At 44.4% G+C, this 24,849-nt stretch carries 24 protein-coding genes and 1 pseudogene; 10 read left to right on the top strand and 15 right to left on the bottom strand.

Annotation, left to right across the window (positions count from 1 at the left end):
• Positions 1-58: 58 nt before the first annotated feature.
• Complete coding sequence (locus tag LEP1GSC194_RS06590) at positions 59-1,015, bottom strand: MBL fold metallo-hydrolase (RefSeq protein ID WP_020772843.1); 957 nt, start codon at positions 1,013-1,015, stop codon at positions 59-61.
• A gap of 196 nt (positions 1,016-1,211) precedes the next feature.
• On the opposite strand from LEP1GSC194_RS06590, the gene LEP1GSC194_RS06585 reads away from it, so the two are divergent.
• The 9 genes from LEP1GSC194_RS06585 to LEP1GSC194_RS06545 all read left to right on the top strand — a co-directional run bounded on the left by LEP1GSC194_RS06585 (position 1,212) and on the right by LEP1GSC194_RS06545 (position 6,720).
• Positions 1,212-1,526: an STAS domain-containing protein gene (locus LEP1GSC194_RS06585; protein WP_020772776.1), complete on the top strand. Its 315-nt coding sequence runs from the start codon at positions 1,212-1,214 to the stop codon at positions 1,524-1,526.
• A gap of 9 nt (positions 1,527-1,535) precedes the next feature.
• Positions 1,536-2,345 (top strand): hydroxyacylglutathione hydrolase family protein, encoded by an 810-nt coding sequence (locus LEP1GSC194_RS21160; RefSeq protein WP_332306699.1) that lies wholly within the window; start codon positions 1,536-1,538, stop codon positions 2,343-2,345.
• Positions 2,346-2,412: 67 nt separating this feature from the next.
• Positions 2,413-3,795 carry a dihydrolipoyl dehydrogenase gene (locus tag LEP1GSC194_RS06575; protein ID WP_020772830.1) on the top strand — a complete coding sequence of 461 codons (1,383 nt, stop codon included), beginning with the start codon at positions 2,413-2,415 and terminating at the stop codon, positions 3,793-3,795.
• 18 nt (positions 3,796-3,813) lie between these two features.
• The gene (locus tag LEP1GSC194_RS06570; protein ID WP_017808979.1) at positions 3,814-4,731 is read left to right on the top strand and encodes an ABC transporter ATP-binding protein; all 918 of its coding nucleotides are present in this window, start codon (positions 3,814-3,816) and stop codon (positions 4,729-4,731) included.
• Positions 4,728-5,501: an ABC transporter permease gene (locus LEP1GSC194_RS06565; protein ID WP_020772917.1), complete on the top strand. Its 774-nt coding sequence runs from the start codon at positions 4,728-4,730 to the stop codon at positions 5,499-5,501. Before LEP1GSC194_RS06570 ends, LEP1GSC194_RS06565 begins: the two co-directional genes overlap by 4 nt.
• A gap of 12 nt (positions 5,502-5,513) precedes the next feature.
• Positions 5,514-5,801: a BolA family protein gene (locus LEP1GSC194_RS06560; RefSeq protein ID WP_017808977.1), complete on the top strand. Its 288-nt coding sequence runs from the start codon at positions 5,514-5,516 to the stop codon at positions 5,799-5,801.
• 132 nt (positions 5,802-5,933) lie between these two features.
• Positions 5,934-6,161 (top strand): BolA/IbaG family iron-sulfur metabolism protein, encoded by a 228-nt coding sequence (locus LEP1GSC194_RS06555; RefSeq protein ID WP_017808976.1) that lies wholly within the window; start codon positions 5,934-5,936, stop codon positions 6,159-6,161.
• On the top strand, positions 6,158-6,478 hold the full coding sequence (grxD, locus tag LEP1GSC194_RS06550) for a Grx4 family monothiol glutaredoxin (RefSeq protein WP_020772782.1): 321 nt from the start codon (positions 6,158-6,160) through the stop codon (positions 6,476-6,478). The genes LEP1GSC194_RS06555 and grxD overlap by 4 nt, the downstream gene beginning before the upstream one ends.
• Entirely contained in the window at positions 6,478-6,720 is a 243-nt protein-coding gene (locus LEP1GSC194_RS06545; protein WP_036041601.1) for a glutathione S-transferase N-terminal domain-containing protein, read from the top strand. The genes grxD and LEP1GSC194_RS06545 overlap by 1 nt, the downstream gene beginning before the upstream one ends.
• Here the strand turns inward: LEP1GSC194_RS06545 and gshAB are convergent.
• From gshAB to LEP1GSC194_RS06510, 7 genes and pseudogenes are all read right to left on the bottom strand, one after another.
• Complete coding sequence (gene gshAB / locus LEP1GSC194_RS06540; protein ID WP_020772758.1) at positions 6,717-7,748, bottom strand: bifunctional glutamate--cysteine ligase GshA/glutathione synthetase GshB; 1,032 nt, start codon at positions 7,746-7,748, stop codon at positions 6,717-6,719. The two genes, LEP1GSC194_RS06545 and gshAB, sit on opposite strands and share 4 nt — an antisense overlap.
• On the bottom strand, positions 7,736-9,292 hold the full coding sequence (gshA, locus tag LEP1GSC194_RS06535) for a glutamate--cysteine ligase (RefSeq protein WP_020772916.1): 1,557 nt from the start codon (positions 9,290-9,292) through the stop codon (positions 7,736-7,738). The genes gshAB and gshA overlap by 13 nt, the downstream gene beginning before the upstream one ends.
• The gene (gene ggt, locus LEP1GSC194_RS06530) at positions 9,289-11,022 is read right to left on the bottom strand and encodes a gamma-glutamyltransferase (RefSeq protein WP_020772789.1); all 1,734 of its coding nucleotides are present in this window, start codon (positions 11,020-11,022) and stop codon (positions 9,289-9,291) included. Before ggt ends, gshA begins: the two co-directional genes overlap by 4 nt.
• A 19-nt stretch (positions 11,023-11,041) precedes the next feature.
• Positions 11,042-13,279, bottom strand: a complete 2,238-nt coding sequence (gene clpA, locus LEP1GSC194_RS06525) for an ATP-dependent Clp protease ATP-binding subunit ClpA (RefSeq protein WP_020772930.1) — start codon at positions 13,277-13,279, stop codon at positions 11,042-11,044.
• On the bottom strand, positions 13,276-13,611 hold the full coding sequence (gene clpS / locus LEP1GSC194_RS06520) for an ATP-dependent Clp protease adapter ClpS (RefSeq protein ID WP_003003296.1): 336 nt from the start codon (positions 13,609-13,611) through the stop codon (positions 13,276-13,278). The genes clpA and clpS overlap by 4 nt, the downstream gene beginning before the upstream one ends.
• A pseudogene (locus tag LEP1GSC194_RS06515) lies at positions 13,608-14,836 on the bottom strand (GNAT family N-acetyltransferase). The gene clpS and the pseudogene LEP1GSC194_RS06515 overlap by 4 nt, the downstream one beginning before the upstream one ends.
• Positions 14,837-14,869: 33 nt before the next feature.
• On the bottom strand, positions 14,870-15,427 hold the full coding sequence (locus tag LEP1GSC194_RS06510; RefSeq protein WP_020772755.1) for a sigma-70 family RNA polymerase sigma factor: 558 nt from the start codon (positions 15,425-15,427) through the stop codon (positions 14,870-14,872).
• Between the two features lie 237 nt (positions 15,428-15,664).
• Here LEP1GSC194_RS06510 and LEP1GSC194_RS06505 point away from each other — a divergent pair, with 237 nt between their 5' ends.
• A complete protein-coding gene (locus LEP1GSC194_RS06505) occupies positions 15,665-16,297 on the top strand; it encodes an NrsF family protein (RefSeq protein WP_020772820.1) in 633 nt (210 codons plus the stop codon).
• A 442-nt stretch (positions 16,298-16,739) separates the two neighbouring features.
• Here LEP1GSC194_RS06505 and LEP1GSC194_RS06500 read toward each other — a convergent pair whose 3' ends face one another.
• From LEP1GSC194_RS06500 to gmhA, 7 genes are all read right to left on the bottom strand, one after another.
• Positions 16,740-18,644, bottom strand: a complete 1,905-nt coding sequence (locus LEP1GSC194_RS06500) for an AAA domain-containing protein (RefSeq protein ID WP_020772886.1) — start codon at positions 18,642-18,644, stop codon at positions 16,740-16,742.
• Complete coding sequence (locus LEP1GSC194_RS06495) at positions 18,641-19,642, bottom strand: PLP-dependent cysteine synthase family protein (protein ID WP_020772922.1); 1,002 nt, start codon at positions 19,640-19,642, stop codon at positions 18,641-18,643. Before LEP1GSC194_RS06495 ends, LEP1GSC194_RS06500 begins: the two co-directional genes overlap by 4 nt.
• Before the next feature lie 15 nt (positions 19,643-19,657).
• The gene (gene leuD, locus LEP1GSC194_RS06490; protein ID WP_020772737.1) at positions 19,658-20,278 is read right to left on the bottom strand and encodes a 3-isopropylmalate dehydratase small subunit; all 621 of its coding nucleotides are present in this window, start codon (positions 20,276-20,278) and stop codon (positions 19,658-19,660) included.
• Between the two features lie 22 nt (positions 20,279-20,300).
• On the bottom strand, positions 20,301-21,698 hold the full coding sequence (gene leuC / locus LEP1GSC194_RS06485) for a 3-isopropylmalate dehydratase large subunit (RefSeq protein ID WP_020772763.1): 1,398 nt from the start codon (positions 21,696-21,698) through the stop codon (positions 20,301-20,303).
• Between the two features lie 309 nt (positions 21,699-22,007).
• Complete coding sequence (locus tag LEP1GSC194_RS06480) at positions 22,008-23,462, bottom strand: FHA domain-containing protein (protein WP_036041597.1); 1,455 nt, start codon at positions 23,460-23,462, stop codon at positions 22,008-22,010.
• 21 nt (positions 23,463-23,483) lie between these two features.
• The gene (locus LEP1GSC194_RS06475; protein WP_020772814.1) at positions 23,484-24,251 is read right to left on the bottom strand and encodes an ATP-binding cassette domain-containing protein; all 768 of its coding nucleotides are present in this window, start codon (positions 24,249-24,251) and stop codon (positions 23,484-23,486) included.
• 10 nt (positions 24,252-24,261) lie between these two features.
• Entirely contained in the window at positions 24,262-24,849 is a 588-nt protein-coding gene (gmhA, locus tag LEP1GSC194_RS06470; protein WP_020772754.1) for a D-sedoheptulose 7-phosphate isomerase, read from the bottom strand.

The following is a 24,849-nucleotide window of genomic DNA, read 5'->3' as shown; positions in this document are numbered from 1 at the left end:
TCTCCCAAAAGTTTAGAATGAAAGATGAAAAGATTTTTAATATTAGAAAAACTGCAAGTTATACTTCCAGTTCCAAACCTTCGTAGGCCATGACGATCTGAAGCTGATTGTGAGGATCGAACATCTCTTTGTATTTTAACGCTCTTAAGAAAACCGCGTCCAACTTTTCGTCGTCATAGGAAGGATCGTGATGAAACATCACGAGTTTTTTCACGTTTGCGCGTAAGGCGATATCCGTCGCCATAGAGGCGGAACTATGACCCCAGTCAATTTTTTGAAGGGATTCTTCGAACGTATATTGAGTGTCAAAAACGAGTATGTCCGCGCCTCGGAAGTAGTTCAGATAATCCTGAATATTTTCCATCTCATCCAGATTAAACTCCGCATCCGAAGCGAAGATGAGCGACTTCCCTTCCTCCTCGAAACGATAGGAAAAACTACCGCCGGGATGACGAACCGACTTGGAAATCGCGGAAATGGAATCGGTTACGGGAAACGCTTTTCCTTCCGGAATGAATTTAAAATTCTTGGTGGCTCTAAATCCCTCATAAGGAACCGGAAAGTGCGTGAAACTATGCTGATACTTAAGCCGTTCTTCCAAGTTGTCTACGGAACTTAAAAACTCGAATACGTTCCCCGGAGAATACAGAGGAACAAAAAAAGGAACTCCTTGAATATGATCCCAATGTGTGTGCGTGAAAATCCACTTCGCCTTTCCCTTTCCTTCCAAAAATCCTTCGTGTAAAATGGAATTTCCCAATTCTCTGATACCGGTACCACCGTCTATGATGACCAAATTGTCTTTCTTATCACGGATTTCGATACAAGTCGTATTACCTCCGTAAGTACTCCAACTGGAAAGAGAAAGTGAATCTAGAAAGGTATCGATCGCGTCCGGACTTTGTATATCCGCGGGAGTCGCGAGTCCGAGAATTTTCTGCACCTTGTTTCGAATCGATTCTCCGCGAACGGAAGAGGAAATCGAACCGCGTACACCCCAAAATTTTATGCGCATAATTTAAAAAACTGTTCCGATCAGAGGAGGATTTTTCAGGAAAATGTTGTCTAAGATTATCGATTCGATCAGGATTTCCAGCGAATTCTTTTTTATTTATGAAAAATTTCCGATAGGACACTTGGTTTAGTAAAAATTTTGTTTACCAAGTATATCGTTCGAATAGGATTCATAACGGATTCAGAGCAAAACAAACGTGGAAAACTTCAACACAGAGATTCTAACAGAGGGTACGACGTGTACGATCAGAATTCAAGGGAGCATCAGTCTTAAAAACGCATTTGCCCTCAAGGAACTCATTATCAAAAAACACGGCGAAGGTTTTACGGAGATCATCCTCGATTTTTCGGGAGACGCATACCTGGATTCTTCCGGAATCGGAGCCATTTTCAACTCCCAAAAATACGTGACGGAACGCAACGGTTCCCTCAAACTCAAGAATATCAGCCGAGACGTGATGACAATTTTGAAAATCGCAAATCTCGACAAACACCTGGATATCATCCGTTAGGTCGTTTTTCTGGAAGTCTTTCGGATCTACACGAACAGTCCTCTTCGAAACTTTACCTACATTCTCAGAAACACAGAAACCTTCGAAACTCTTTCCATCGATCCGTATGATGGAGAGCAAATCGAAAAATTCTTAGACCTTAAGGGATGGAAGCTCGATTTCGTATTAAACACACACGAACATTCGGATCACACATCGGGTAACGTTAGGCTTGTTCAAAGATACGGTTGTAGAGTTTATTCTCATCCCCGAGGAATCGGAAAAATTCCGTACGCGACCCATCCCGTCCAAAAAGGAGATCGGATTCTTTCTTCCTTCCGGGAATATTTAGAAATCCTTGATACACCCGGTCATACTTTCTGTCATGTTTGTATTCTTCTAATGGAAGATCAAAAACCGAAGGCGATCTTTACGGGTGATACCCTTTTCAACGCGGGTGTGGGAAATTGTCATCGAGGCGGTGATCCGGAAGTTCTTGCCAAAACGATTCTGGAACAATTTTATCCTCTCGAAGAAGAAATTCTTCTTTATCCCGGTCATGATTATCTCGAAACGAATTTAAAATTCACCCTTTCTCTCGATCCGTCCAATGCGGATGCGATCCGTACTTTGGAAGAATATTCCCGTTTGCCTAAGAATGTGGAATTTCTCACGACCCATCTCGGAATAGAAAAAAAAATCAATACGTTTCTTCAGTGCGATAAACCTTCTCCCGAACTTTTGAGAAACGTTTCGAAAAAGATTTCTCCCCAACCTCACTTCGATCAGGATCCGACCGGCCTTTTTATTTCTCTTCGTTCTTTACGAGATCGTTGGTAATCGTCCCGGAAATCGTTTGCCCTCTAAGACCCCGACTTAGAATCTGTAACCAAGGCGGTTCTTTTTTGTGAAAGAATATGACATCATCGTAATCGGTACGGGTGGAGGCACCAAACTCGTGACTCCTCCCTCCAAAATCGGTTATAAGGTTGCGGTGATCGAAATGGAAAATCCGGGTGGAACCTGTCTCAATCGCGGATGTATTCCTTCCAAAATGTTGATCTATCCGGCCGAGATCCTTTCCCTTGTTAAAAATTCGAAAAAGTTTCAAATTTCATTTCCCGATAAACCGACGGTGGACTTTAAAACTCTCATAGAAAGAATTTCCAACACGGTGGACGAAGAATCCGCGTCCATCCTTCCCGCCTATGAAAAAAATCCGAACGTCACCTACCTTCCAGGAACCGCCAGTTTTGTTTCCGATAAAGTGATCGTCGTAAACGGAGAACAACTGACCGCGGAAAAAATTTTTATCGCATCCGGCGCAAGACCGAAGATTCCTAATATTCCGGGACTTGTCGGAACGCCTTATATGACCAGCCGAGAAGCTCTTCGAAGAACCGATCTTCCGAAATCCTTGATCGTAATCGGCGGAGGTTTTATTGCGTTGGAATTGGGTTTCGCCTATTCCGCGTTCGGAAGCGCGGTGACCTTTCTTGTTCGAAACAGAATGCTAAAAGACGAGGACGGGGAAATCGTAGACGAATTCGAACGGGTTTTTACGAAAGAACACAAGGTTTTTCTTTGCAGCAACGTTCAAAAAGTGGAATATAAAGAAAACATGTTTTATATCGACGTTTTGACGGACGGAAAACCGATCCGGCTTACCTCCGAGGCGCTCTTGGTCGCGACCGGAATCCGACCTAACACGGATCTCTTGAATTTATCCAATACGAAAATCAAAACCGATAACCACGGATACATAATAGTAAACGAATATATGGAAACTTCCGCACCCGGCGTTTATGCGTTAGGCGACATTACCGGAAAACACTTTTACAGACACGCCGTAAACTTCGAGGGAGAATTTTTATTCCGCACTTTATACAGGGAGCGAAAAAGAACACCGATCGATTATCCGCCGGTTCCCCACGCGGTTTTTACACATCCTCAGGTAGCCAAAGTGGGAAAAACGGAGGAACAACTAATCCGAGAAGGTGTGGATTATATCGCGGCTAAAAATCCGTACAGCGCCAGTGCGACCGGAATGGCTCGGTTGTCCGATTCCGGATTTATAAAGATTCTCGTGGATAAAAAATCGAGAAAGATACTGGGAGCGCACGCGATCGGAGACGAAGCTTCCAACGTGATTCATCTTTTTATCCTTCTCATGACGATGGACGGAAACCTGGACGATCTTTTAAGAATGATTTATATACACCCTGCGTTACCCGAAATTGCGAGAAACGCGGCCAGAAAAGCGAACGAACTTTTACAAACAAATGAATAATAGGAATATTCGAAAATTATGAAATTTGCACTGCAAATTGAGAATTTAGTCAAAACGTACAGCGGCGGAGTTACGGCTCTCAAAGGGATCAGCCTGAATGTGGAGAACGGAGATTTTTTTGCGCTCTTAGGTCCGAATGGCGCAGGAAAATCCACGACGATCGGGATCTTAAGCTCGCTCGTGAACAAAACATCGGGAAAGGTTCAGATTTTAGATGCGGATATCGATACGGATCTTGCGAAAGCGAAATCCTATATCGGAGTCGTTCCTCAGGAATTCAATTTCAATATCTTTGAAAGAGTCGATCAGATCGTAGTCAATCAGGGCGGTTATTACGGAATGAATCGTAAGATCGCGACCGAAAACGCCCTCGGTTATCTGCAACAACTCGGCCTCTACGAAAAACGCAAAGAAACGGCGGGAAGACTTTCCGGTGGAATGAAACGAAGATTGATGATCGCAAGAGCCCTCGTTCACAATCCGAAAATCCTGATCTTGGACGAGCCGACCGCAGGTGTGGACATTGAGATGAGAAGATCCCTCTGGGAATTTCTTCAAAAACTGAACGCATCCGGAATCACCGTCATTCTTACGACCCACTATTTGGAAGAAGCCGAAAGTCTTTGTAGAAACATCGCGATCATTGACGAAGGAAAAATCGTGGAAAATACTTCCATGAAGGATCTTCTTCAAAAGCTGGATCACGAAACTTTTATCTTGGATTTTACGGGTCCTCTGAACTCGTATCCATCCGCTCCGGGAATCGAAATCAAACAGACCGATAACTCGACTCTCGAAGCCTCCATCTACGGAGAAGCTTCTCTCAACGATTTATTCAGGATTCTGGATCAGGGCGGGATCCAAATCAGCAGCATGAGAAACAAATCCAACCGTTTGGAAGAACTTTTTCTCAAATTGGTGGAGAAAAAACTATGAACATCATCGAAAAATACAATGCATTCAAGACCATAGTCATCAAAGAGACGATTCGGATTCTACGTATCTGGGTTCAAACGATCATTCCTCCCGGAATCACGATTACCCTTTACTTCATCATTTTCGGAAAACTCGTCGGTTCGCAGATCGGAAACATCGGAAATCACACGTATATCCAATTTATCGTTCCCGGTCTCGTGATGATGTCGGTTATCATCAATTCGTATAACAACGTTGTTTCCTCCTTTTTCGGAGCGAAGTTTCAAAAGAACATAGAAGAACTTTTGGTTTCTCCCACTCCCCCGTCTTTGATCGTGTTAGGTTACACGATCGGCGGAGTGATTCGAGGAATGTCGGTGGGAGTTCTCGTGATTGCGATTTCTCTTTTTTTCACGGAGTTGGAAGTCTATCATTTTCCGATGCTCGTCGCCACCGTGTTTTTAAGTTCACTCCTCTTTTCTCTCGGAGGATTTTTAAACGCGCTCTACGCGAGAAAGTTCGACGACGTGACGATCATCCCGACTTTTATCTTAACTCCTTTGACCTATTTAGGCGGCGTGTTTTATTCGATACAGATGCTTCCTCCGTTTTGGCAGAACGTTTCCAAACTCAATCCGATTTTGTATATGGTAAACGCGTTTCGTTACGGATTTTTAGGCGTAAGCGATATCGAACCTTGGTTTGCGCTTTCTATGATTGCAATCGCGACGTTGTCGCTCTATATACTTTCCGTATATTTATTAAAAAAAGGAATCGGAATTCGACACTGATTTTAGAATTCTATGAGTGTACAAGAAGAAATTCGTTCCTTATTAAATTCTTCCTTGAGTCCTTCCCGTTTGGAAGTGGAAGACTTTAGCGCCGAGCACTCGGGTCACTCCGGAAACCCGGAAAGTAAACCGGAAGGAACTCATATCAAAATCATATTGGTTTCTTCCAATTTTTTAGGAAAATCCAAAGTGGAACAACATAGAATGGTGTATTCGCTTCTCAAGCCATGGATCGATCGGGGATTACACGCAATTACCCTGGAAACGAGGGAAGAGGATTTCCCAAAGAGATCAAAATGAAAAGTCAGCGAGTAAAAAGAAGGTTTGGAGATGGACTTTCCAATTTGGGATTGTAACAAAAACGGGATTCAAAATTCTAAAACTAAGATCTCCTGAAGAGGACCCCCGAAATTTAAGTCTAAAGAAAAAACGATGACAATCGATGAAATTAAAAATAAGATAGAATCCGGCCTTCCCGATTCGAAAGTAACGATCTTAGATCCTTATCGGGACGGAGTGCATATCAAGGCAGTCGTGATTTATAAAGGATTCGAAGGTAAGACCGTTTTGGAACAGCATAGAATGGTCTATGAAACTCTAAAAGAAGAACTAAAACAAGAAGTGCACGCGCTTGCACTGGAAACGAGGATACAAGAATGAACGAAACAGTAAAACAAAAGATAGACGAGCTTGTGGGAGCGAACAAGGTCTTTCTTTTTATGAAAGGAACGCCGGAAGCTCCGATGTGCGGCTTTTCTGCCGGTGTGTCTAACGTGCTCCGAAGTTTAGGAATTTCCTTCGGCTCCTTTAACGTTCTTTCGGACGAAACTATGCGCCAAGGGATCAAGGACTACGCGAACTGGCCTACCATTCCGCAACTTTACATCAACGGAGAATTCATAGGAGGTCACGATATCGTCGTGGAAATGGCAAAGTCCGGAGATCTCCAGAAAAAAGCGGGGATCCTGAGCGCATGATGCAGTTGTATCACTTTCAATCCTGTCCTTACTGCGCCTATGTTCGAGATGAGTTTGAGAATATGGGTTTGATTTTAGGAAAGGACTACGAACTCGTGGAAGCCAGTCGGGGTACCGTCGGCAGGGAGGAAGTGATTCGACTCGGTCTCAAAAGCCAGGTTCCGTTTTTAGTCGACGGGGATATAAGAATGTACGAATCGAGAGACATCGTAAAATACGTGAGCCTAAAAAAGGTTTCTTAAAAACCGAGTAAGTCTAAAATTTTATTTCCGACATCCCTGTTTTTACCTTCATACGGATAATCGTGAATGTACAAAACGGGGTTGAAGTTTAACTCTAAAATTCGATAATCCCCTTTGTTTTCCAAATCCTTTAAGATAATATCCACGCCGCAAATTTTCGCTCCTACCGCCGCCGCCGCTTTCACCGCAAGCCCCTTATAATAAGGATGGGCGAGATCGGTGACGTCCATCGAATCACCGCCGGTGCTGATGTTGGAATTCTTTCTTAAAAAAACTTTTTGACCCTTGGGCGGAATCGAATCTTTCGTAAAACCGGATTGTTGTAAAACGTCGAGTTCGGTGTCGCCTAACTGAATTTTCTCCAAGGGTGTTACGTGTCCGACTCCCCTTCTTTTATCCTCGTTTTTTAAAGCGACAAGGTCTTCCACCGTATGAACCCCGTCTCCGGTCACGTTAGCCGGAATCCGATTGCAAACCGCCACCGTTTCCTCGCCGATTACGAGAAAACGATACTCGTTTCCTTCGGCAAATTCTTCCACAATCACGGATTCGGAATGATTGAAAGCGATTTTAATCGCCTTTTTTGCGTCTTCTTCGGACGCACGGGGGGCCAAAATCGTAATCCCGATTCCGAAGTTGGTCGTCACCGGTTTTACTACCATTTTTCGATCGGAATTTTTTTGCCAAAAAACAAGGGCGGACTGAGGATCTCCGAAACTGTCTCCCGCCGGAACTTCCAAGCCGGATTCGTACATTATAATTTTCGAAATCGTTTTGTTTTCCATCACGAGGAAGGACATATAGGAATCCAATGCGGTTTTGGAAGCTTCCTTTACGTATTGAACGAAACCAACGGAATTTTTAAGTCTCAGAAAATGGTTCTTACGATCCAAAACTTCCACTTCCAGTCCCCGATTGAGAGCGTCTCGGATTACGATTTGAGTGGAAATTTCCAGATCTTCAAATCCTTCCAAAGCGAACACTTCCGGGGAAAGAAATTCTCCCGGTTTTAATTTCAATGATTGCATAACTTAACGGTGGGATATTGGGTTTGAATTTCTTCCTTTTCCAGTTGTTCCTTTTCTTGGAAGGAACGAGCAGCCTCTTTTTCCATCTTCGCCAAAGTTCCGGGAGAATATTCCAGATAAGAAAGAGCGCGTCGATTTTCCCGTGCGAGTTCCATCCCCTTGTCTCTAAACTCGATATTACGTTTTAGAATTTCTGCAAGTAATTTTCCGGAAGGAGTTTTATCCGGATTCTTCCATTTTTTGATTTGAAAGTCGATCGCTTCCTGATAAGTGCGCCTTCCGGTATGAAGATCCAAAATTTTCGCGTAGTGCCTGAGCGATTCGGAATATTCAGCGCCGTTAGTCTGAAAATTTTTCGCAGATCCGTTCGTTTGAATTTTAAGTTCGGGATTTCTTCCTTCCCAAATTACCGAGTTCAAATTTTCCTTTAATATCCGATTTTCTTCCTCTGAAACGGAAGGAGAAGGACTCAGCAAAGAATCCAGAAGAATCAACTGAGTGAACGCGAGATTGAGCCTGCAAACTCCCACCGGAGAATAAGGATCGATATCCAAGGAACGAATTTCTATGTATTCGATTCCCCTTTGAAGAAGAGCGTCTAACGGTCGTTCGTCTCCCTTAGGAACCTGTTTCGGACGAATCGGGGAATAAAATTCGTTTTCGATCTGAAGATAATTCGGATTGAGTTGCGCGTCCGCATTTTGAGAAAAAGAAACATAACTAGGATACGGGGTATGCACCGCGTAACACATACGGTCGGCGTATTCTTCCAGAGAATTATAATGAATTCCTAATGTATCCTGAACCTTACTCGTATATCCGATCTCGCTCATCCTGAGCGAAGTGGCATAAGGAGAGTATAACGTAAAATCCTTATGTTTTTCGAATTTGAGATTTCCCGGATTCGGCAAAAAAGTGGAATCAAAAACGGCGGAAGATCCGGTGAGATACGTTAAATAATGAACCCTTCTCATAAAATTTCGAATCACGTGCAGATAAAGAGACGAGATTTCCTCCTTCGTGAAGTTCGAAACTTCTTTTCCTAAAAATTGACGAAGGAAAATTTTCGAGAAAGAAAAGTTATAGTGAACTCCGGAAATCGTTTGCATCCTTCTTCCGTAACGAAGCCCCAACCCGTGACGATAAATCGTTTTCCACCTGCCCGAATGAGAAGTCCCGTATTGTCCGAGAGGAATTTCGTTTTCGTTTTCGGGTAGAATCGGAGGCATACTGAAAGGCCAGATGAGTTCGTTGTCCAATTTGCGGATCGTAAATATATGCAAATCTTGTAATTCTCGAATGTTTGCCTCGATCTTGGGACGGGGATGAGTCGCGTATTCGAGTTGAGGTTCCGCAAAATCCGTCTTGATGGAATGATTGGTCAAACTCGAACCCAAATGCGCGGGATGCGGGGTTCCCGCGAGGGTCCCGTTCGGATTCACTCTCATACTTTCTTTTTCCAAACCGTGTTTGGCTTTAACGGCGTGTCTTAACAGAATTTCGAGAGAAACTTCTTGGGTCTTGGACAGTTCTTCCGTTTTCAAAGTCCGCCTGTGGCTCCTTCTCCACGTGGATCGGACGCACCGTAGAGCGTTCCGTTCTCTCTTTTGACCGAAAATAGTTTCGCAAAGTTCGGAGCAATTCGTATATCGTGTTTTCTTGCCGAAAGACCGTCGAACACGTTTCTTTCGTTCACTGACTTTTCAATAAATACCGCGTCCGGAAAAAATTGATGATGAACTCTTCCTCTTGCGACGGATTCATACAATGTAAGATTCAAATCCAAATTGTAGATGAGCGATTGCAGGACCGCGTTAACGATGTAAGAACCGCCCGGCGCACCCGTAACTAAAAAAGGTTCCTTTCCTTTGAATACGATCGTAGGAGACATACTGCTAAGCGGCGTTTTTTTGGGGAGAATGGAATTCGCTTCGGCACCGATCAAACCGTACACGTTCGGTTCTCCGGGAGCCCTGCTAAAATCATCCATCGTATCGTTTAACACGATTCCGGTTCCGGGAGCCATAACCGAAGCGCCAAATCGAAAGTTGATGGACTGAGTCGTAGACACAGAGTTTCCTTCCCGATCCATCACGGAAATATGAGTCGTTTGCGGGGATTCCACTCCGAAGTTTAACTTTTTAAGGAACGAAGAACTGCTCGATGCGATCTTCGGATCAAAATCGGAAATTTTTTCTTCCGCGTATTTTTTGGAAAGAAGACGGTTCAAAGGAATTTTTGTAAACGCGGGATCTCCGCCTAAGATCGCACGATCGGCGTAACCTCTTCTCATCACTTCCGTAATAAAATGATAATATCCGGCCGGATCTTTTTCGTAGGTTTCTCGTAGAGGTTTCGTTTCCGCCATAGACAACATCGTAAGAAGATGAACTCCGGAAGAAGGAGGTGGCATCGTATAAATCGTATAATTGCGGTATTTTGTCTGAACGGTTTTCTTTTCGATCACCTTAAAATCGTTCAGATCCTGGGAAGTGACCAGACCCCCGTTTTTTTTCATCGCGGCTACAATCGCGTTTCCGATCTTGCCTTGATAAAATTCTTTTTCACCCGTTTCGGAGATGAGTTTTAAGGAATTTGCCAAATCCTTTTGGACCAAAACACTCTCCAACTCCGGAACCTTTCCTTCCGGAAGGAAGATCGTTTTCATTTGCTCGTCCATGTCTTTGGAAGATTTTTGAATTGCGGATTGCAGATCCGGATATACGGGAAATCCTTTTTCCGCCAAAAGAATCGCGGGAGCGATTACGACTTTTAAGGGAAGTTTTCCGTAACGTTTTTGGATCTGGACCAAACCCGCCACGTTACCCGGCACACCGACCGCTCTAAATCCGAGCAGCGAATCCTCCTTCGGTTTTCTCTGATACATAGTTCGAGAGGACGCGTTAGGCGCTCTTTCTCGAAAATCGAATGCTATCGGCTCCGGAAATTCCTTGAGATAAAGGACCAGAAAACCCCCTCCACCGAGTCCGGTCGAGTGAGGTCTTGTGACTGAAATCGCAAACGAGGTTGCGACCGCGACGTCCACTACGTTTCCACCTAACAAACCCACTTCGATCCCCGCCCGAGTGGCTTCGGGAGAATCGGACGCGATCATCAAATTCTTACTTTCGCCGAAATAATCGGAGTGTTTTTTTTGATGGGAAGGGGTTACGAGTAAATCCGTGGAGACGTTTTTTCCTTCGATCGTAAGGGAACTTTCCCTACACGAGAAAAGTAAAAGTATCAGAACGATACGAATTGTAATTTGTTTCATCGGGGTTCCGGTGTGGATTTCAGGATTTTTTTCCGGGAAAGAATTCCATTTCAATTCCCTCTTTGCCGGAAATCAATTTCGCCTTACCTCCGGATTTCAACGCGCCGAAAAGAATTTCTTCGGAGATCCGTTTCGAGATGTGAGTATCGATCCATCTTTGTACGGGTCTTGCGCCGAACTCGGGAGTGTAGGCCTTGTCCGCGATGTAAACGAGTACATCTTCCTGAAACTCCAGTTCAATTTGTTTAGAATTCAATCTTTCCTGTAAGAGGGCAAGCTGTTTTGCAACCACTTTGGTTACATTTTCCGGATTCAAGGAAGAGAACTCAATAACCGCTGTTAGTCGGTTTCTGAATTCGGGAGAAAACTGTTTTTCGATCGCCTTTAGACTTCGGTCTTCTAAAAGATCGTTTCCAAATCCCACCGGATTTGTAGAACGTTCGCGGGCTCCCGTGTTCGTAGTCATCACGAGAATCACCTGGCGAAAGTCGGACTTTCTTCCGTTATTGTCCGTAAGAGTCGCATGATCCATGATCTGCAGTAGAATATTATAAATATCCTCGTGAGCCTTTTCGATCTCGTCGAGTAAAAGCACACAATGAGGATTTCTATAGATCGCATCCGTAAGTTGTCCGCCTTGTTCAAAACCCACATAACCAGGAGGAGATCCGATCAAACGAGACACGGTATGTTTTTCCATATATTCGCTCATATCAAAACGAACGAGTTCCACTCCTAGAATTTCCGCGAGTTTGCGAGTGAGTTCCGTTTTACCGACGCCGGTCGGTCCCGCAAAAAGAAAAGAGCCGACGGGTCTTCCCGGTTCGGAAAGTCCGCTTCTGGAAAGTCGAATCGACTGAACCAATTGATCGATCGCGGAATCTTGTCCGTAGATCTTGGCCTTCAATTCTTCGGCTAAGTTTTTTAGTTTTTCTCGATCGTCCGCTTTGACAGTCACCGACGGAACCTTTGCGATTTTAGAAACCAAGTCTTCGATCTCTCGGACGGTTACCGTTTTTTTGCCGCCTTCCCTGAGTCTGACTCTAGCTCCTGCCTCGTCCAAAAGATCGATCGCCTTATCGGGAAGTTTTCGATCCAGAATGTACCGGGCCGACAACTCGGCCGCTTGTTCCACCGCGGATGCGGAATACTTGACCTTGTGAAAGGATTCGTATTTTTCCAAAAGTCCTTTTAGGATTTCTATCGTTTCGGAGACGGAAGGTTCCCCCACTTCTACCTTTTGGAATCTTCTGGAAAGTGCATGATCTTTTTCGAATATAGATTTGAACTCCTTGTAAGTCGTAGTTCCGATACAACGAAGTTCCCCGCTGGAAAGCGCGGGTTTTAAAAGATTGGACGCGTCCAAAGAGCCGCCCGAAACCGCACCCGCACCGATGATCGTATGAATCTCGTCGATAAAAAGTACGTGATCGTCCTGAGCTGTGATTCGAGTGACTACGTTTTTCAATCTCTCTTCAAATTCTCCCCGAAACTTTGTGCCCGCGAGCAATAACCCCATATCCAAAGAATATACTTTCAAATTTCTTAATGGTTCCGGAACTTTTCCATCCACAACTCTTTGTGCGAGACCTTCCACGATGGAAGTTTTTCCGACTCCTGCCTCGCCTACAAAGATGGGATTGTTCTTTCTTCTTCTACAGAGAATGTGAATGGTTCGATCAAGTTCGTCTTCCCTTCCGACCATCGGATCGAGTTTTCCTTCTTTGGCTCTTGCGGTCAAATCCACGCAGAACGTCTGCAAAGGATCGGATACTTTTTCGCCGTCTTCGCCCAGGATTTCCTTGTTGGAATTTTTGGAATCTTTACGAATTCCGTGAGAGATATAACGAACGATGTCGAGTCTGGAAATATCCTGCGAACCCAAAAAATACACGGCGTTGGATTGATCTTCCCGGAAAAGCGCTGCCAGAACGTCCCCTCCGTCCATTTTTTTGTTTCTTGTAGACTGAACGTGGAACTCGGCGAGTTGCAGGACGTGTTGCACTCCGATCGTATAAATCGGATCCACGTCACCGGAAGATTCGGGAAACGATTCCAGTTCCCTTTCCAGATATCCGATCAAATCTTTTCGAAGAAGTTCAAGATCCGCTCCGCAGGCTTCCAACACTTCCTTTGCAACGGAATCGTAAGTCAGAGCAAGAAGAATGTGTTCGAGAGTGATAAATTCATTTCTTCTTTTTTTGGCTTCTTCCCAAGCCATCTTTAAAGTGCGTTCCATTTCTTCCGTGAGAATCATGATTCCTCCTCTCCTTCCTCCACTTCCATGGTACAGTGAAGCGGATATCCGTGTTGTTCCGCCAATTGTTGAACTTGTATAACCTTGGTTCTTGCTACGTCGTGCGAATAAACGCCGCATAACGCTTTCCCCGTTATGTGTGCTTTTAACATGATCTGTTGACTTTCTGCTCTGCTTCTGTGAAAGACGACTTGTAAAATCCAAACGACGAATTCCATCGGAGTAAAATCGTCGTTAAGTATGATGACTCTGTATTTGGAAGGACGTTTGAGTTTGACCCTCTCTTTGACGAGAGTTTGTTCTTCCGTATCAAATCGAAAGATATCGCTCACGATTCGTAACTCCCTAAATCCGACACCGTTCCGTTCCTATTCGTTCCGTTTTGAAAAAAGGGCGCCGATTGAACTTCTTTCAACGGAGAATGTTCGTTTGTCTCCCGGATCATTTCCCGCATGTGCAATCTTTCTTCCCGTAGAAAACGTTCAATCGCATTTCTAGCTTGCGCGTGAAAAATCAGATGAGAACTGTACGTGGGAACCGCCGGAAATCCTCTTAAGAATTTATGTTCCCCTTGAGCGCCCGCTTCGAAGACCTTGATCTTTTCCCGAATCGCATATTCGATCAATTGATAAAAACAACATTCAAAGTGAAGATGCGGATGGAACTCCTCGCAACCCCAATATCTTCCGTAGAGAAAATCGCCTTTGCGTAGATTGAAAGTTCCAGCAATCGCCTTTCCGTTCCGATACGCGAGAACGAGAACGATTCGATCCAAAAAGTTTTCAAAGGAAGAATCAAAAAATTTGCGATTCAAATACGCGGAACCCCATTTTCTGGAATGAGTATCCGAATAAAAACCCCAAATCGCGTCTATGTCCGATTGGGTGATTTGATTTCTTTCTAAAACTCGGATCTCGAGCCCGTATCCTCGGACGATTTCCCTTTCTCTTTTAATCTGCATTCTCTTTTTTGATTTCATAGCTCCGAGATAATCATCAAAGTTCGAATAACCTCCGTTGATCCAATGATACTGGTGAGAAAGCCTTGTTGCAAATCCGTATTCGGATAGGACTTCGGATTCTTCCTTTTCCAGAAATAAAAAATGAATTCCGGAAAGCCCTCCTTTTCGCAAAAAAGAAGCAGCTCCGGGATGAGATAAGCACAGACCTCTTTTAAACCGAGGTTCGTATCATAAAGAATTCTTTTTCCGTTGGCAGGAGTAAACGGAACGGCAACGAGTCCTTTGGGATAGTATTTAAGTCCGACTTGGGCAAAAAATTGAGCCCACTCAAAATCAAAGATGTATTCTCCGTAAGAATCGAATTTCAGAAAAAGAGGAATCACTGCGGAAAAACGGCCTTCTTTCCAAAAAGCGCAATATTTGGGAATCCAAGAAGTGGAAGGCCCGATACAACGGGAAACTTCCAAGGATCTAAGAAAATCGTATTCTAAAAAAGGACTTTTGGGATCGGAAATACGATTCCATTCTTCCTTGGAAATCGAAGAGATAGAATCTAAGAATTCTACTCGGATGCCGCTCGGAGAATGGGAAGTCATGTTAATCCTTGGACGATTTTGGCGATTACTTTGTCAGAGATCGAGTGAAAAATGCTTTCGAATCTTTTGAACCGCTCTATGTGTAATGACTTTGATATTGGATTCGGAAAGGCCCGTTCGTTCGGAGACTTCTCGAACGCTCATACCGTCTAGTTTGAGATGAGTGAGAATCTGCTTTTGTCGTTCGTCCAAAATGTTCAGCCATTCCTTTAAAATCTCCCTTGCCTTTTCGGGTTCTTCTTCGCGGATCGGTTCTGGTGACGCGAAAAAATCGAGATTGTCCGTGTTGAAAGTCCGATCTCCTACCTTCTTCTTTCTCAGATAATCGATCGTCTTGTATCGAGCAACGGCAAAAATCCAAGGCGCGGGATGACGATCTTGGCGGTAAGAATCCCTGGCCCTGTGAAGTCCGATTAAAATTTCCTGGATTAAATCTTCCCTGTCCTCTTGATTGCTGATCCGGGGGATGAGATACGATCTGAGAATTCCGGTAACTAATCTGAGGAATTTTTCATACGAGTTTTGATCCCCTTCCCGAGCCTTGGCGATTAAGGCCGAACATTCTTCCCAGATTTCTTTTTTAGCTGACATGTAACTAACTGCTTGGAACCTTCGAAAAGATAAGAAACCGTCCTTATGTGATGCTACTCATTGAACGCAAGCACGATACAAAAAATTTGAGTTTTGAGACGATAAGAAACGGTCCTTCGATTTGGGACGCGTTGAAAACAAGCTAAAACCGATTCCTTCCAATTTAGATTGGGAAGAAACTACTGTCCAACCATTCTTTAAAATTGGAAAATTTCCACTTAGATAATATTTAAACGGATGCCTCGTAAAGAACAAACAACCGAATCTTTGATCCGAAAAATAGCCGAAGAACCTCCGATTGGAAAAAACGATTGGAATTGGTTCGTGATTTTAGCGCTGATTTTTGCGATCGTGATCGTGTTCTATTTCCTCTCCTTATATCCGGTTACAAGTCGTTTCATTCATATCCCGACCTTATTCCCAGACTTTCTTTGGATTTCCCTCATCGGACTTTATTCGTTTTGGATTTTATATCAATTGCGATTTCCGGAGGAATCTTTTACAAAGTCCGCACGTTTCCCTCTGTTACTCGCTTTCTTTTGGATTTTATATTCCGTCGGTTTATTTGCTTGGGATTTAATAGCGGACAACGAAATTCACACGCATATCGGAAAATGTTGGATCATCCTATTTCTCACAAGTATTCCATTTGCTGGATTTGGAATTTTCATTTTGAAAAAAGGAAAACCGGGTAATCCTGTTTTGACGGCGGCAATCCTTTTTGTTTTTAGTTTGGCGCTTGCAAATTTCTGCCTCAAGTTTGTCTGCGTAGATCAATCCTCCTTTCACATTCTCGTCTCTCACGTTTCCGCAAGTCTGGGCTTATTTTTACTCGGCTTTTCCGTATTTAATAATATTCTGAAATGGTAATATATATCAAAGAGTCACAGGAGTTCCGACAATTTTCCGTGAAACTTACTTCCCACCCTTATTTTTGTGGGCGGGGGAGGAGGCGGAAAGGTTCGGGAGATTTTTCTCTATCGGAAAATCATACTTTTTGCAAGTAAAAAGCTCGATTCTTGTCGGAACACTTGCGTTTTATTGTATGTATGTAAAGTCCTAACCTCTAAAGCCTATTCACTAACCCCTTGAAAAGTGCGTTTTTGATCCTTCTTCTTCCAAAATCCCTTTCAACTTGTGGGGTTGGTTATGATCGAGATCGAGGCGCTGAGTTTCAAAGGCGGGAAAACTCGGGAAATTTTTACATATCAGAAAATTCTGATATTGGCAAGCTGAATTTGACTTCAAATCTTGTAGGAGTTTCCTACTTTTCAATGAAAACCTCAAATTTTGTGGGAACTCCCACAGATCCCTAAAACTCCCAGGCGGTGCGAAACACTTCCTTCTCTTCCGCAAAACGAATGAGCTTGGATAAAAACGGATCTTCGGAAAGAGTCGAACTGTCTCCGATACAAAGAAGTAAATCGCGAGCGCGGGTCATGCCTACGTTGATCCTTCTGGATTCTTTTAAAAATCCGGATCTGCCTTCCGCGTTGGAACGCACAAATCCAAGAAGAATACAACGGTTTTCCCTGCCTTGAAACGAATCAATCGTGGAAACGTTGATCTTTGTAAATTCGGCTTCTTTTAATTTTTCGGAAAGCAATCGAACCTGAGCCCGATACGGAGAAAGAATCGTAATCTCTTCTTCCTTCCAGCCGTTTTCTTTAAGCAAAACGCAAAGACGAATCTGAAGATCCGCTTCGAACGGATTGGTAAGGCTGTCGTCTACGCTCACCTCTTCGCTGTCCGTGCCTGCGGTATCGATCCACTGAAACGCATTCAAAAAAGGGAATGTTTCCGGAAAATCAAAAACTCTTTCTTCCGGAGGACGTCCCGATTTGAGTCGATCTTCGTAAAATTCTTTCGAAGGAAAAGCCGCAATCTCGTCCTTCATTCTATATTGGGTATCCAGAAGAAATACGCGTTCGGAGGATTCGAGTCGCTCGGCGGCTTTTTCAAAGAGAGTGACTTCGAGAGAATTTTTATCCGAAAATAACGTAGGGGGCAATTGTTTGTGATCCCCCGCGAGAATCACACGATCCGATTTCAAAATCGGAATCCAAGAAGCGGGTTCGAGAGCCTGAGAAGATTCGTCTAACACGCAAAAGTCGAACTGTCTTCCTTCTAATATGGAACGGGCCGATGCGACGGGCGTGGAAACGATCACGTTATGGGAAGAAACCAAACTGTCGATCAGTCCTTTTTCCATGGAACGAATCGTTTTTTTAAGTTCTTTTACTTCCTGAAAAAGATTCTTTCTTTCCTCCCTTTCCTTTGCACCGAAATTTCTTTTATACTTTTTAGCCTGTTGGGATATTTCAATCACGTCCCTTCTGTATTCGCTTAACAATTTTCCGTCGGGATGATGAAAGAGTTTATAATCCAAAGTCGAGTGAAGGGCGGCGTCGCTGATACGGGCCGGATGTCCGAGCCTCAAAACGGGAATTCCTTTTGCGGAAATCGATTCAACGAGTAAATCACAAGCGGAATGTGTGGGCGCGGATACCAGAATTCTTTTTTCGTCCGCTACGAGCTGGCTCACAATTTCGGTTAACGTGGTTGTTTTACCGGTGCCGGGCGGTCCGTGAATGACTACCACGTCCTCGGAAAGAACGGAATGGAGCACGGCATTCTTCTGGGATTCGTTTAAGGAAGGATTCATTCTTCCTAAAACACGAGATCGATCGGATTCTCGAATGGAAATCGAATCCGGTTTTCCGTATCCCAATAGAAGCTCACGGTTTACATACAGTCTTGTTCCCTTGGTTGCATCCACAACCGCGTATAACGCGTGAAACATTCCCTTATAGGAAGTTTCATCCGGGAGAAGATCCAGAAAACATTTTCCGTCTTCGGTCCATTCCGGAACCTCGTCGATCGCAATCCGAATTTTTTCTTTATGCAAAGAAACTAAAATCGCTCGAACACGATCTTCGTTCTTTCCGATTTGAACCGGGGCTCCGGATTGAAATTTTGCGGGATATTCTTCCTGATCCGGAAAATGAAAGGTAAGAAGCCAACTTCCTTCCCGACCCAGAGTTTGCTCTTCGTAGACAAGAGGGTATAACGTGATTCCGAGTTTGATTCTATCTTGAAGAGGACGGGAAAGCCAGTCCTTGGAAAAAAGAGAATCTTCTTCTTTTTTTTCTCTCTCGAGTTCGGTTTTTACTGACTCTAACTCTTCGAGTGAACTGGAGAATTTTTGTTCCTTCAAAACCGATCGGGGGAAAGGACTACGATTCTGTAGACCTGAGATTTTTGGTCGTCTCTTGTGGGGAGTCCTTCCGCAAATCGAATCGCACTCGCAAGAGTGGTCCCGGTTGTCTGTCCCGCAAAGATTCCTTCTTTTTGATAGAGATCGGATTGATATAAAAGCGCTTGTTCCCGATCAACTCCGACGTACTCGTCTACGATCTTCGGGTCAAAGGATTCGGGAAGATGGATCGAAGTTTCCTTTTGAATCATCTTGCGGATGAATCTGGATTTTTGACTGACTCCCATGATCACTCGAACAGAAGCCTTTTTCGATTTCAAAAATCTTCCCACTCCGGAAAGGGTTCCACCGGAACCGCCTCCCGCCACGAATGCGTCTACGTTTCCGCCAAGATCTCTCCAGATCTCGGGGCCGGTAAAAAGATAGTGCGCGTTTGTGTTCGCCATATCCTTGTATTCGTTTAAGATAACGGTGTTCTTTTCTTTTTCCTTAATTTCCTTCGCCTTCTTTAAAAGTGCGTCGTCCCAGTTTCCCTTTGCTTCCGGAATGATTTCAATATGGGCACCGAAGGTTTGAAGATCTTTGATCTTCTGTGGATCCGTATCTCCCGCAACTAAACAACGAAACTTATACTGACGGATCGTGCTGATCCACGCGAGACTCAGTGCGGTCGTGTTGTAACCGGGTTGAACGACTTGTCCGCCCGGTTTTAATTCTCCTCTTCTTTCGGAAGAAAGGAGCATCGATAAGGCGGTTCTATCTTTTACGGAACCGGTAGGATTGCAGAACTCCGCTTTGAGATAGAATTCCACATTCGGAATGTGAGAACCGATTTGATTCAGTCGAATGAGCGGAGTGTTCCCGATCATTTGTAAAATCGTTTCTTTTACGGGTTTTGCTACGCTGAGTTCCCGTCCAAAAGATTTCTGAATGTTATTCAGCGCGCCAAGGAAACTGTTTCCGAACTCGTCTATCGAACGGGATATTTCATCAAACATAGGGTTTCGACAGAATTATATAGCGTACAACCAAGGTTCAACTTCTTTCTGCTTTTTTTCAAACTCTCCGATCTTACTTTCTTGTTTCAAAGTAAGACCGATATCATCGAGTCCGTTGTAAAGGCAGTATTTACGAAAAGAATCCACCTCGAACGAATAGACTTTTCGGGTCGGTCCTGTCACGGTTTGTTTATCCAGATCGATCTGAATTTTCGCGCCCACGTTAGCGGAAACAGCTTGAAACAATTCTTCTACTTCTTCGGATTTTAGAACAACCGGAAGCATTCCGTTTTTAAAGCAGTTGTTAAAAAAGATATCCGCGTAAGAAGGCGCGATGATCGAACGAAAACCGTAGTCTTCCAAGGCCCAAGGAGCGTGTTCTCTGGAAGATCCGCACCCGAAGTTGTCTCTTGTTAAAAGTACGGTAGCGCCCTTGTATCTTTCTTGATTCAAAGAAAATTCAGGATTTGGTTTTGTTCCGGCGTCGTCCAAATATCTCCAGTCATGGAATAGATGAATTCCGAATCCGGTTCTTTCGATTTTTCTTAAAAATTGTTTCGGAATGATTTGATCCGTATCGACGTTCGGCTTGTCGAGTAAGGCAGCTACTCCGTCAAGAATTGTAAATGCTTTCATAATATTCTTCGTTGCCCCTGATTTATTTCCAGTTACGGATATCTACGAAACGACCTTCTACGGCTGCGGCTGCGGCCATTTCAGGTCCGACGAGGTGAGTTCTTCCCCCCTTTCCTTGACGACCTTCGAAGTTTCGATTGGACGTCGAAGCGCAACGATCTCCCGGTTCGAGTACGTCGTCGTTCATCGCAAGACACATAGAACAACCCGGGTTCCTCCATTCAAAACCGGCTGCTGTAAAGATTTTATCCAAACCTTCTTCTTCCGCCTGACGTTTTACTCTACCCGATCCTGGAACTACGATCGCTTGAACCTTAGAGGAAACTTTTTTTCCTTGAATGGTAGCGGCGGCGGCTCTTAGGTCTTCAATTCTTGAATTGGTGCAAGAACCGATAAAGACCTTATTGATATGAATGTCTTCGATTTTCTCTCCGGGTTTCAAATCCATATATTTGAGAGCGGATTCGATTCCGATTTTGTCGATCGGATTGATTGCGTCGTTCGGACTTGGAACGACTCCTTTTACCGATACAACTTGGCTCGGAGAAGTTCCCCAAGTGACCATAGGAGCGATTTCGTCCGCGTGAAGAATCACGGTTGTGTCGAACTTCGCGCCCTCGTCGGTCACGTAGTGTCTCCACTTCTTCACGGCGAGATCCCATTCGGCGCCTTTCGGAGCGAAGTCTTTTCCTTGGATATAGTTGAAAGTAATTTCATCCGGTGCGATGAGACCAGCTCTCGCTCCGGCTTCGATCGACATATTGCAGATCGTCATTCTCGCTTCCATGCTCAGAGCCTGAATCGCGGAACCGCGATACTCGATTACGTAACCGGTTGCTCCGGCGGTTCCGATCTTACCGATGATCGCAAGAATGATGTCTTTCGCGGTTACCTTGTCGGAGAGTTTTCCATCGACTCGGATTTCCATCGTCTTCGCTCTTTTTTGAACGAGGGTCTGAGTCGCGAGAACGTGTTCCACTTCGCTCGTTCCGATCCCGAAAGCGAGGGCGCCAAACGCGCCATGTGTAGAAGTATGAGAATCTCCGCATACGATCGTCATCCCCGGATGAGTCAGACCCATTTCCGGAGCGATTACGTGAATGATACCTTGATCCGGATTTTGAAAATCATAAAGGCGGATTCCGTTTTCATCGCAGTTCTTTTTCAGAGTATGCATCTGAATCGCGGAAATCGGATCGGCTAAACTTAAATCCCGAGTACGAGTGGAAACGTTATGATCCATAGTGGCAAAAGTTGCCTCGGGACGACGGACTTTTCTACCCGCAATTTTAAGTCCTTCGAAAGCCTGGGGGCTTGTAACTTCGTGAATGAGATGACGATCGATATAAATTAAATACGATCCCGCATCCAGTTCTCCAACCAGATGGTCTTCCCAGATTTTTTCGAACATTGTCTTCATTGGATTCTCATACTCCCGAAAGAAATTCTTTCGGACTTTGTGGATTGGATTTGTTTCTCGAAAATGAGAAAAGAGATCCGTTGTATTTCCATCGTTCGGATCTCGGGTCTTTTCGTCTACATTATTAGTGGATAGGAGTTAGTGGTTAGGACTTTACACCTTGCCTGTCAGACATTGACCCACGCTGCGACCCATACGGAGCGACGTGGCTTGAGTTCATCTTTTTCACCAGTGTTTCTCCTATTTTTAGTATGAAAGAAATCAGACTCTAATCAATTACGATTTCTCCTACTCTGTAAATCACCTTACTTATTTCGCCCGAAAAACGTAGACCGTTTTTCCAAGGCTGATCTCGTCGAAATCGTACAGAACCCTAGGTCTTAAAATCTTTTTACCGTTTAAGTAGGTTCCACCGTCCGAAATCAAATCGTATAATACGAAACGATTTTTGATCTTACGAATTCTTGCGTGAAGTTTGCTCACTGTCGGATCCGCGACCAGCACATCCGAAAATTCTCCGTTTCCCAGAGTGGTTTCCGCCTTTCGAATCGGAACCTGTTTACCGGGAGACCTACCTTCTTTTTGAATCAAAGTCGCAAGATCGTATGCTTCCGCCGCGTCAAACTCGGATTCGCTCACGGGAAGAGAACGAGAAACGTGCACTCCTTCCGGATTTGCATACGGAGAAGAATGAAACTGATCTCCGTACATTCTCTGATAGACTTCTCTTTCTTCTCCTCTGGCGTGAAACCTCTTTTGTGCTTCCCCAACGGACGAGTCGGAAGATTCCTCCGAGTCTCCTCGTTCCTTACGAAATAAAAGCAAAAGTCCGATCAAAGTAAGAATGAGTAAAAAACCAATCGTGGGAAGAAACACACCCGGACTTAAAAAAACGAGTCTGAGTTGTTTGGCGACTCCGGGTTTGTAAGTGTATGTGAACTTACCACCCTGGGAAGATTCCCAGTCTCCTCGAATGAAGTCGCCTTCCCCTTTCCAAAAATCGTTTTGAAAGGGAGAATCGTATCGAATCTCGGCCGGATGTTTGTGAAAGTATTCCAAATCGGTTAAATACTTAGAAAGAAAATCCTGAGAATCGATTTCGTAAAAATCTCCCCCGTAAATCCGAACGAGTTCGAAGTTGGAGAAGTTGCGTTTTCCGACGACCTGAATCGGAAGTCCGGAGGTAGACAAACCCTGTCTGAGTCCCGGAGGAAGTTTATAGTCCGTATCGGAGACGAGAAGAGAAAGGTAGGATTCTCCGGTTAAAATCGTATTCACTTTTTGGAATACAAGATCCAAGTTCGTGCCCGTATTGCGATTGCTGAGAGAACCCGGAACCCGCGCCTTTGCAAGAGCGGCTTGTCTGTCCAAATCCTTTTCAATGACGAGCAGATCGTCCGAAAAAAAGATAAAACTAAAACGATCTTCCTCCCCCGAGCTCTGAACGACCTTTTGTAAAAATCGAGTGTTGAAATTATTCTCTTCGAGTGTGGTTCCCGACTGAATTAAAAAAACGGAATGAACGGGTCTGCTTCCTTCTTTGCGAAGCACCTTGGGTCTGAGGACGGTTCTGGTTTCCGAACCTCTGGATTCACGGATGAGAAAATTCTCCCTTTCCAAAGGAAACTGCTTTTTATCCCGAATGAAAAGTTGAACGGAGGGAAAGGAAGAAGAGTCCGCATCTTCCATCATAAACGGAGACTTTTGTGCCAAAAGCGGAGAAGAAAATAAAATCAGTGTTAGGAGAACCGCATAGCCCATCATTCGCACTCGTACTATCTGAGATCAGCTTCCTTGTTCAAACAGTTTTTTTCCATACTCGGAATTCGGAGTCAATTCTCCCTTTCCCGGTCTTGTAAGAACTTCGGCCCAATCTCCTTGATAGAGGATACTGATAGTATCGGCCAGGGCTTTGACGATAGAGATTTCGTGCGTGATAAAAATGAGAGAAAGTCCTTTTTCCTTTCTAAATTTCACCAGAAGTTTGAGAACTTCCGCTTCGCTGATTGCATCCAACGCCGCGGTCGGTTCGTCCGCGACGACAATTTGGGCCCCGGAATAAACGGCCAAAAGGATGAGAATTCTCTGCCTTTCTCCACCGGAAAGATTTCCCGGCAAGGAATCGAACGCCTTTGCAGGATCGTGGATTTGGATCGATTCGAGCAGAGGAAGAATTTTTTTTTTCATCGCAATTTCCGGATTGGAAAGGGAAAAGGCTTCGAGGATCTGAGAACCCGTTTTTCGATACGGATGAAAACCCCAGATCGGATTTTGAGGAACGAGCGCGATCTTTTTTCCGCGTAGAATCTGCCATTCTCTTTCCGTGAGATAACGAGCGTCTTGACCTAACAGAGAAAAACGATCGGATCTCTGAAAGAGTTCCTTATCCGTCATTCCCAAAAGACAGGACGCAAAGGTGGACTTCCCGCTCCCCGATTCTCCCACGATACAATGAACTTCCCCCGCACGAAGAGTAAAATCGACTCCTTTCAGAATGGGATGGCCCGGCGTGGAAACCTTGAGATTGGAAATTTCGATTACGGGAGAATTCACAAAAGAGCGGTCATTCCATCATGAAAAGATTGTATTCTACGATGCTACAAAGGATATGTCCGATTAAAATATGAGACTCTTGGATTCTCGCGGTCACGTTACTCGGAACGATCACGTCCAGATCGGAAAGGTTTTTCATCTTTCCACCGTCCCCGCCTAACAGCGATATGGTTTTGACTCCTCTGGTTTTTGCCTTTTCAAGAGCCAATAAAACGTTTTTCGAATTTCCACTGGTAGAAAGTCCGATGAGCAAATCTCCCTTTCTACCAAAGGCTTCGATCTGTCTAGCAAACACTTCTTCGTAACCGTAGTCGTTCGAACAAGCGGTCAAAACCGCCGAGTCCGCGGAAAGAGAAAGCGCGGGAAGAGCCTTTCTTTCGTTTCCGGATTTGTAGCGAACCACGAGTTCGGCCGCGATATGAGAAGCGTCACAGGAAGAACCGCCGTTTCCGCAGAGATAAACCGTGTTTCCGGTTTGTAAAACCTTGGAAACCATTTCTCCCGCTTTGGTAATATCGTCTAAAATCGTATCGATACATTTTTGTTTGGTGGCAATGGAATCTCGGATTTGACCGAGAGCGATTTCCTTAGTATCCAT

Source organism: Leptospira alstonii serovar Sichuan str. 79601 (genome assembly GCF_000347175.1).
Classification (GTDB): Bacteria; Spirochaetota; Leptospiria; order Leptospirales; family Leptospiraceae; genus Leptospira; species Leptospira alstonii.
Note: the sequence above shows the minus strand (reverse complement) of the source record. Positions and strands in the feature narration are given on the sequence as shown.

Bases quoted from the DNA above. Each gene is read 5' to 3' on its own strand.
- clpA (WP_020772930.1), bottom strand. From the start codon at position 13,279: ATGATTCTCACGGAAGAAATGGAACGCACTTTAAAGATGGCTTGGGAA.
- leuC (WP_020772763.1), bottom strand. From the start codon at position 21,698: ATGAAGACAATGTTCGAAAAAATCTGGGAAGACCATCTGGTTGGAGAA.
- gmhA (WP_020772754.1), bottom strand. From the start codon at position 24,849: ATGGATACTAAGGAAATCGCTCTCGGTCAAATCCGAGATTCCATTGCC.
- ggt (WP_020772789.1), bottom strand. From the start codon at position 11,022: ATGAAACAAATTACAATTCGTATCGTTCTGATACTTTTACTTTTCTCG.
- LEP1GSC194_RS06555 (WP_017808976.1), top strand. From the start codon at position 5,934: ATGACAATCGATGAAATTAAAAATAAGATAGAATCCGGCCTTCCCGAT.
- LEP1GSC194_RS06560 (WP_017808977.1), top strand. From the start codon at position 5,514: ATGAGTGTACAAGAAGAAATTCGTTCCTTATTAAATTCTTCCTTGAGT.
- gshAB (WP_020772758.1), bottom strand. From the start codon at position 7,748: ATGCAATCATTGAAATTAAAACCGGGAGAATTTCTTTCCCCGGAAGTG.
- LEP1GSC194_RS06545 (WP_036041601.1), top strand. From the start codon at position 6,478: ATGCAGTTGTATCACTTTCAATCCTGTCCTTACTGCGCCTATGTTCGA.
- LEP1GSC194_RS06480 (WP_036041597.1), bottom strand. From the start codon at position 23,462: ATGATGGGCTATGCGGTTCTCCTAACACTGATTTTATTTTCTTCTCCG.
- LEP1GSC194_RS06570 (WP_017808979.1), top strand. From the start codon at position 3,814: ATGAAATTTGCACTGCAAATTGAGAATTTAGTCAAAACGTACAGCGGC.
- leuD (WP_020772737.1), bottom strand. From the start codon at position 20,278: ATGAAAGCATTTACAATTCTTGACGGAGTAGCTGCCTTACTCGACAAG.
- LEP1GSC194_RS06565 (WP_020772917.1), top strand. From the start codon at position 4,728: ATGAACATCATCGAAAAATACAATGCATTCAAGACCATAGTCATCAAA.
- LEP1GSC194_RS06510 (WP_020772755.1), bottom strand. From the start codon at position 15,427: ATGTCAGCTAAAAAAGAAATCTGGGAAGAATGTTCGGCCTTAATCGCC.
- LEP1GSC194_RS06505 (WP_020772820.1), top strand. From the start codon at position 15,665: ATGCCTCGTAAAGAACAAACAACCGAATCTTTGATCCGAAAAATAGCC.
- LEP1GSC194_RS06590 (WP_020772843.1), bottom strand. From the start codon at position 1,015: ATGCGCATAAAATTTTGGGGTGTACGCGGTTCGATTTCCTCTTCCGTT.
- grxD (WP_020772782.1), top strand. From the start codon at position 6,158: ATGAACGAAACAGTAAAACAAAAGATAGACGAGCTTGTGGGAGCGAAC.
- LEP1GSC194_RS06495 (WP_020772922.1), bottom strand. From the start codon at position 19,642: ATGTTTGATGAAATATCCCGTTCGATAGACGAGTTCGGAAACAGTTTC.